5 protein-coding genes and 1 tRNA gene are annotated in these 6,333 nt (G+C 72.1%); 3 read left to right on the top strand and 3 right to left on the bottom strand.

The annotated features are described in order from the left end of the window. On the top strand, window positions 1–224 hold a 224-nt coding region (locus tag CCN29_RS29670), incomplete at its 5' end, for a hypothetical protein (RefSeq protein WP_086685630.1). A 79-nt stretch (window positions 225–303) separates the two neighbouring features. Here the strand turns inward: CCN29_RS29670 and CCN29_RS29675 are convergent. The 3 genes from CCN29_RS29675 to CCN29_RS29685 all read right to left on the bottom strand — a co-directional run bounded on the left by CCN29_RS29675 (window position 304) and on the right by CCN29_RS29685 (window position 2,586). Next, window positions 304–1,272 (bottom strand): alpha/beta fold hydrolase, encoded by a 969-nt coding sequence (locus CCN29_RS29675; protein WP_086685632.1) that lies wholly within the window; start codon window positions 1,270–1,272, stop codon window positions 304–306. A 268-nt stretch (window positions 1,273–1,540) separates the two neighbouring features. Next, entirely contained in the window at window positions 1,541–2,308 is a 768-nt protein-coding gene (locus CCN29_RS29680) for a hypothetical protein (RefSeq protein WP_086685634.1), read from the bottom strand. Between the two features lie 202 nt (window positions 2,309–2,510). After that, a tRNA-Arg gene (locus CCN29_RS29685) sits at window positions 2,511–2,586 on the bottom strand. Window positions 2,587–2,907: 321 nt separating this feature from the next. On the opposite strand from CCN29_RS29685, the gene CCN29_RS29690 reads away from it, so the two are divergent. Next, window positions 2,908–4,518, top strand: coding sequence for a dynamin family protein (locus CCN29_RS29690; protein ID WP_086685636.1), 1,611 nt, complete (start codon window positions 2,908–2,910; stop codon window positions 4,516–4,518). Window positions 4,519–4,521: 3 nt separating this feature from the next. Next, the coding region (locus tag CCN29_RS29695; protein WP_086685638.1) for a YfjP family GTPase at window positions 4,522–6,333 on the top strand (1,812 nt) is incomplete at its 3' end.

A 6,333-nucleotide genomic window follows, 5' to 3' on the forward strand; every position in this document is an offset into this window, starting at 1 on the left:
CTTTGATCGGCGCCGGCGCCGTGCAGGCCGTGAGCGTCGAGAACACCGCCATGTGCTCCGACGACGGCAAGGGAAACGTGCGCTGCACGCGGGAGGAATACCGGGTCACCAGCGACCAGTACGGCAACCTCCGCATCGTGAACGAGTCGACGCAAAACTGCACCGGGTCGAACGGCTCGATGTCGTGTGTGTCCAGCCTGGCCGTTCCCGGCGAGAGGTCCTGAAGCCCTCACACGGCCACGAGGAGGGGCCGGGATCCGAACCTCGGATCCCGGCCCCTCCTCGTGGTGTCTTGTGGCGTCGTCAGTTCCGCCCGGCCGGGGAAGTGGCGCACGGGGTTTCCAACGGAGTGCAGTACGGCAGGTCGTCGACAGAACGGTCCGTGCAGAAGCGGGCGATCAGGTCCGCCGACTCCTCCCGGCGCTCGACCGTGACGAGGTGGTCCGCCTCCTTCACCGTGGTGAACAGCGCCCCCGGCATGGCGGCGGCCAGCTCCCGCCCCATCTCCGGCGTGCACAGGGTGTCGTACTCCCCGGTGAACACCAGCGTCGGCACCCGGGGCACCGGCAGCGGCTCGTAGCACCCGTGCGTCACCAGCCGCGTGTTGTGCTCGACGGCCTTCCTGATGTCGTCCTGGGTCTGGTTCACGAACTGCCGCTGGAGCAACCGCGCCACGGCCGCGTGCCGGCGCACCTTCCCGGCCTCCGGGTTCGACATGAACAGCCGCACCAGTCCGTCCGCGGCTGCCTCGATGTCGCCCCGCTCCAGGGTCTGCGACAGCCGCGGCACCGCCTCGCTGTAGAGCTCGGGCAGCCGGTTCGCCGCCGCCGCGAACACGATGCGCCGGACCGACTCCGGGTGACGCTGCGCGAAACGCAGCCCCACGACCTCGCCGAAACAGCCGCCGAACAGATTCACCTCGGGCACACCGATCTCGGTCAGCATGTGCTGCACCGCGTCCCCGAGGAAGTCGATGTCGTAGGCGGCGGGGAGGAAGTCCGAACTTCCGTAGCCGGGAAGGTCCACCGTGATCAGCGTGCACAGCGGCGCCAGCCACTTCTCGTGGCTCTGCCAGGAGTACCGGTTCTGTGACGAGCCGCCGAGCAGCAGCAACGGCGCCGTCTGCGGCGCGCTCTGACGGACGATGCGACAGGTGTACCGGAACCCGCTGAACACGAGGTCGCGTTCCTCCGCCGGTTCGGGCGCTGAGGGAACGGGCCGGGATTCCTCCGCGCGGGGTGGGGCCTGGGCGGCGATGACGGCAGTGCGCATGAGCGGCTCCGGGAAAGGCGGAACGAAACGGTGGTGAACCGTTCCATCCTTACCAGTGAGCCCACCATTCAGGCGTAACCACCCAATTGTGGGCGATCCCGGACAAACTCATAACACGGTAAGGGTGTTCGCCCGCGCGCACGCCCTCAAAAAGGCCCGCGTGGGGGAGCGCACCCGCGCGCGAGCGCCCCCCATGAAGCAGACCGCCCAGCGCATTTCATTCGGCTGAGCGGTCGGTCGCTCGACCCTCGAGGTGAGGGGCCGTGGTCTAACGGACGACCACGTAATCCCCGGTCGACGCCTTCGCGCCGGAAGTGGTGTTGCCGTAGTAGACCCAGCGCCAGGTGCCGGACCTGGTGGCCTTCAGTGTGGTCCGGAGCACACCGGTCCTATCGGACGTCACCTTCCTGACCGTGGTGTACGCCTTGGCGCCCGCCGCCCTGAACTGCAGGCTCACGGTGCGGCCCGCGTACCCCTGGTACGTGTGCGTGTCCCAGTTGGCGCGGGTGACCTTCCCGGTCACGGTGAGCGTCCTGCCCTTGAGGAGCGGCTCCGGCGAGGCGTTGACCGTGACGCGGGTGGCCCGCTTGACCAGGAGCGGGACCTTGACGTCGTCGATGTCGTGCTTGCCGCCGGCGAGCCAGACGCGGCCGGCGGTCTTCCAGGCGCCCGCGTCCTCGTTGCCGAAGTCGTAGTGGCGCGGGTCGATGTAGAGCCGCTCCTCGTAGTCGCAGATCCCCTTCGCCCGGTTGACCACCTTGCAGTCGGAGCTCTCGATCGTGTTCCACAGCTGGTCGCCCGACTCGAGGCTGCCGCGGTAGGGGAAAACGACCACCCCCGGGTCGTGCCTGAGCGTGGTCGTCATGCGGTAGGTCGCGTGCACCACGACCTCCTCCTTGACCCCGATCACGATCGGCTTCCCGCCGTTCACCTTGACGTTGCTGAAGGAGACGCCTCCCTCGGCCGCCCCCGCCGGCACGGCGGAGACCGCCGTGAACGCGATCGTGGCCCCACCGGCCATCAACGCGCTCCCCATCGCTCGTCTCGTTCTCACGTACCCCTCCCTTTCCCCAGTGACCCGCTGATCCTCAGCGGCTGATGAGGGGACAGGGGAGCCCGGCAGAAGGTTGCGGACGCCGCGGCAACGATTCGATCACCTCGCGAAGCGCTTGCCGTCACCGCGACGCGCGTCGGCGGGGAAAAGGAAATGACCAGCGTTTCCGCTGGTCAGAAGGCGTTGGCGCCCCCGGCAGGACTCGAACCTGCGGCCAAGCGCTTAGAAGGCGCCTGCTCTATCCACTGAGCTACGGGGGCCGGTGTGGTGGCCAGTCGTCGTGGTGGCCTCCGGAGGCCTGTCCTTGACGCTGCCGGGGACAAGGATAGGGCTCCCGCATCCGTGTCCCTGTCGCCTCGCCTCCGTGGCTCGATGTGGAGGTTCGGTGAAGCGGTCCTGATAATCGCAGGCAGGTACGAATCGTGCACTGCTTTTGGCCTCGGGAGCGTCGGGTGTTGTGCACTCGTTATGCCTCAGCTGTGTCCGCGTCCCGGACGTCCCTTCCATCCGCTTGTGTCCTGTCGGCGCGCAGACATGCTCATATGCTTCAGAATCACCCTGAAATTGGGCATTCTTCGCATGTGGTGACCTTGGACGTACGGCCTCAGCTGCTCGACGCACTTTCCGCCCTGCGCGACCGTGTCGCCGCCGCACGCTTCCCGCTGCCCCTCGCCGGGGCCGCCCGCGCGCGTGCCAACCGCGACGAACTGCTCGCCCAGCTGGACGACTACCTGGTGCCGCGGCTGAGAGACCCCGGGGCGCCCCTGCTGGCCGTCGTCGGGGGATCCACCGGAGCGGGGAAGTCCACGCTGGTGAACTCGCTCGTGGGTCGGCGCGTCAGCGAGGCCGGGGTGCTGCGGCCGACGACACGGACGCCGGTGCTCGTCTGCCATCCGGAGGACCACCACTGGTTCAGCGGGATGCGGGTGCTGCCCGACCTCACCCGCGTCTGGGTGCCCCACCACCAGGACCCCGCCGACGACCTGCTGCTGCCCGGCGAGGACCCCGCGCGCGTCCTGCGCGTCGAGACTGCCGACACCCTGCCGCCCGGCCTCGCCCTCCTCGACGCGCCCGACATCGACTCCCTGGTCTCCGACAACCGGGTCCTCGCCGCCGAGCTGATCAACGCCGCCGACATCTGGATCATGGTCACCACCGCCGCCCGCTACGCCGACGCCGTCCCCTGGCACATGCTGCGCACCGCCAAGGAGTACGACGTCAGCCTGATCACGGTGCTGGACCGGGTGCCCCACCAGGTGGTCTCCGAGGTGTCACGGCAGTACGGCGCCCTCCTCACCAAGGCCGGGCTCGGCGACGTACCCCGCTTCACCGTGCCCGAGCTGCCCGAGTCCGCCTTCGGCGGCGGACTGCTGCCCGGCACCGCCGTGGCCGCCCTGCGCACCTGGCTCGTCCACCAGACGCTCGACCCCGCCGCCCGCCAGCACGTCATGGCCCGCACCGCGCACGGGATCCTCGACTCGCTCAACACCCGGCTGCCCGAACTGGCCGGCGCCGCCGCAGCCCAGTACGCCGCCGCCCTCCGTCTCACCTCCGCCGTGGAGACCGCGTACGACAGCGAGCACTCGCGGGTGCGGGGACGGCTCCAGGCCGGGGCCGTGCTCGCCGGGGACGCACTCAAGCGGTGGCGCGCCTTCCCCCTCGACTGCACCCCGGGCGAGCTGCTCGACACGCTCGTGGAGAGCCTCAGCGCGCTCCTGCTGTGCGCCGTCGCCGCCGCCGACGAACGCGTCGACGAGACCTGGCGGCGCGAGCCCGCCGCCGACGCGCCCGAGCTGGCCGCCCGCGACAGCGCCCCCGAGAGCGTCGAGCACCGCATCGGCCTCGCCGTACGGCGCTGGCGGCGCGAGCTGGAGGAACTCGCCGAGGAGGAGGTGCGCGAGCTGGAGCGTGCTGTCGCGCCCGAACCCGAGACGGTCACCGCCCTCGTCGCCACGGTCCTGCTCGGCGGCCGCCGCGCCCGGACCGCGGGGGAGACGCTCGCCGAGCGGATCGGCGCCCACGGCGCGCTGCGCCTGCGCGACCGCGGCGGACGGCTCCTCGTCGCCCACGTCGACCGCATCATGCACGCCGAACGCGAACGCCGGCTCGCCCCGATCGACACGCTCGAGGTGCACGCGGAACCCCAGCCGGAACTCATCGCCGCGTTGTCCGTACTGCAGAAGGAGAGGTGACCGGTGACCGCCGTCACTGACCAGGACCACACCGAGCACCCCGAGCACAGCGACACCTCGGAGCGCCCGGAGCGCCCCGCCCGCCCGGACACTCCCGGCGCCTGGGACGACGGGCTGATCGCGCGCCGGATGAACGGCACCGCGGGCGGCCCCGCCGGGAGCACTCCGAGGGAGGAGCAGCCCTCCGTGGCGGAACCCCGCGCCTCGACCCCGCAGAAGGTGGTCCCCCTGTCGTACGACCCGCGGCTCGCCTCCCGTCTGGACGCGCTGCGCGAGCTGGTCGGGCTCTCCCGCGCACGGCTCGACAACCGCACCCTCTCCCAGGCGGGACGCGTGCTCGACGAGGCCGCCGCGCGGCGCCGCCTCTCCGGGCAGCACACCGTCGTCGCCATCGCGGGCGCGACCGGCAGCGGCAAGTCGCAGCTGTTCAACACGCTGGCCGGGGTGCCGATCTCCGAGACCGGCGTACGGCGTCCCACCACCGCCGCGCCCATCGCGTGCAGCTGGAGCGACGGCGCGGCGAGCCTCATCGAACGCCTCGGCATCCCGCCCCGGCTGCGCCGGCGCCCTCTCCAGGCCATGACGGACGCCGACGAACGGCTGCGCGGACTCGTCCTCGTCGACCTGCCCGACCACGACTCGGCGGCGGTGGAGCACCGCGAGCAGGTGGACCGGGTGCTGGGGCTGGTCGACGCGGTGATCTGGGTCGTGGACCCGGAGAAGTACGCCGACGCCATGCTGCACGAGCGCTACCTGCGGCCCATGGCGGCCCACGCGGAGGTCATGTTCGTCGTCCTCAACCAGATCGACCGGCTGCCCGGCGACGCCGCCGAACAGGTCCTCGACGACCTGCGGCGGCTCCTCGACGAGGACGGCATCGTGCTGGGGGAGTACGGCGAGCCCGGCACGACGGTGCTCGCCCTGTCGGCGCTCACCGGGGACGGGGTGGGCGACCTGCGCGAGGCGCTCGCCCGGTTCGTGGCCGAGCGCGGCGCGCCCGCCCGCCGGATCTCCGCCGACGTGGACATCGCCGCCGCCCGGCTGTGGCCCGCGTACGCGACGCGCCGGCGCACCGGGCTGAGCGAGGAGGCGCGCGAGGAGTTCTCCGACCGGCTCGCGGACGCCGTCGGGGCCACCGCGGCGGGCGAGGCGGCCGAACGCGCCTGGCTGCGCAACGCCAACCGCGCCTGCGGAACGCCCTGGCTGCGGCTGTGGCGCTGGTGCCAGGCGCGGCGCGAGCCGGCCACCGGCAGGGTCACGCTCGGCGGCCGGCCCGACGAGGAGGTCACCGCACGGCAGCGCGTGGAACAGGCGGTCCGCACGGTCGCCGACCGGGCCTCCGCCGGGCTGCCCGCGCCCTGGGCGCAGGCGGTGCGGGAGGCGGCGGTGCGCGGATCGCACGGGCTGCCGGAGGCGCTCGACGAACTGGCCGTACGGGCCGGACTGCCGCCGGGGCGGCCGCCGCGGCCGGGATGGTGGCCGGTGGCCGTGCTCGCCCAGGCGCTCATGACGATCCTTCAGTTCGTCGGCGGGCTGTGGCTGCTCGGCCAGATCGTCGGCGTCATGGCGCCGAACCTGGGCGTGCCGGTGCTGCTGATGGTCATCGGCATCGTGGGCGGGCCGCTCGTGGAGTGGAGCTGCCGGATGGCCGCGCGAGGACCCGCCCGCAGGTACGGGCTGGAGGCGGAGAGACGGCTGCGGGGGGCGGCCGCGGGGTGCGGGCGCGCCCGCGTGCTGGACCCGGTGGCGGCGGAGCTGCTGCGGTACCGGGAGGTGCGGGAGCAGTACGGGCGTGTGGTGGGCGTGGGGACGGGG

The organism is Streptomyces pseudogriseolus, from assembly GCA_002154585.1.
GTDB lineage: Bacteria > Actinomycetota > Actinomycetes > Streptomycetales > Streptomycetaceae > Streptomyces > Streptomyces pseudogriseolus.